This window comes from Brachyspira sp. G79, assembly GCF_002379365.1.
GTDB lineage: Bacteria > Spirochaetota > Brachyspiria > Brachyspirales > Brachyspiraceae > Brachyspira.
Genome location: NZ_JQIU01000008.1, coordinates 483930 through 485022 on the forward strand (window position 1 = coordinate 483930; position 1093 = coordinate 485022).

Annotated in this window: 1 protein-coding gene; it reads left to right on the forward strand. The window is 26.9% G+C overall.

Annotated elements, in window-relative coordinates:
- Nucleotides 1-80: 80 nt before the first annotated feature.
- Nucleotides 81-1085 carry a UDP-glucose 4-epimerase GalE gene (gene galE, locus KQ44_RS03625; protein ID WP_096736277.1) on the forward strand — a complete coding sequence of 335 codons (1005 nt, stop codon included), beginning with the start codon at nucleotides 81-83 and terminating at the stop codon, nucleotides 1083-1085.
- Nucleotides 1086-1093 lie beyond the last annotated feature (8 nt).

Sequence of the window (1093 nt, forward strand, 5' to 3'; positions counted from 1 at the left end):
CATATAAAATAGTAAAAATACTTGACTGAAAAAAAATATATGATATACTTAATTAATATTTTGTAAAGTTGAGGCGTTTTATGTTGTTAATAACTGGAGGAGCTGGTTATATAGGAAGTCATACAGTACTTAATTTGATAGAAAATAATTATAATATTTTAATATTTGATAATTTAGAAAATGGACATATAGAAACTGTTGATACATTACTTGGTTTAGGAAATGTAAAATTTGTAAAAGGTGATTTAAGAAACCTAAAAGATATAGATAATTTATTTTCTTCTTATAATATACAAGGTGTTATACATTTTGCTGCTTTTGCTTTAGTGGAAGAAAGTGTTAAAAATCCTGGTAAATATTACATCAACAATATTTATGGAACAATAAATTTACTTGATACTATGATTAGACATGATGTTAAAAGAATAGTATTTTCTTCCACATGTGCAACTTATGGAGAACCTCTATATACGCCAATAGATGAAAAACATATTCAGAATCCTATAAATCCGTATGGATATTCAAAATTAGCAGTTGAACATATAATGGATGATTATGACAAGGCATATGAACTAAAATCTATTAGATTAAGATATTTTAATGTAGCTGGTTCTGACGAGAAAGGAAGAATTGGAGAGTGGCATGAACCAGAAACGCATTTAATTCCAAATATTATAAAATCAGCCATAAATGAATCTAAAACTTTTAATATATTCGGAGCAGATTATGATACAAAAGATGGTACTTGTGTAAGAGATTATGTCAATGTATTAGATTTGGCTGAAGCTCATAGATTAGCTTATGAATATCTATTAAGAGAAAATAAGACAGATGTGTTTAATTTGGGTACAGGAAATGGTCATAGTGTAAAAGAAGTATTTGATACTTGTGAAAAAGTATTAAATCAAAAAATACCTGTTGAAATAAGAGAAAGAAGAGCTGGAGATCCTGCTAAACTTTATGCTGATATAACAAAAGCTAAAACTATATTGAAATGGGAACCAAAAAGAACATTAGAAGAGTCTATTAAAACTAATTATTTATGGGAAAGCAGTTCTAAACAAGAGGAATTTATAAATGTCTAATAATGATA

Excerpts from the sequence above, each read along its gene's own strand:
- galE (WP_096736277.1), top strand. The coding sequence starts at position 81 with ATGTTGTTAATAACTGGAGGAGCTGGTTATATAGGAAGTCATACAGTA.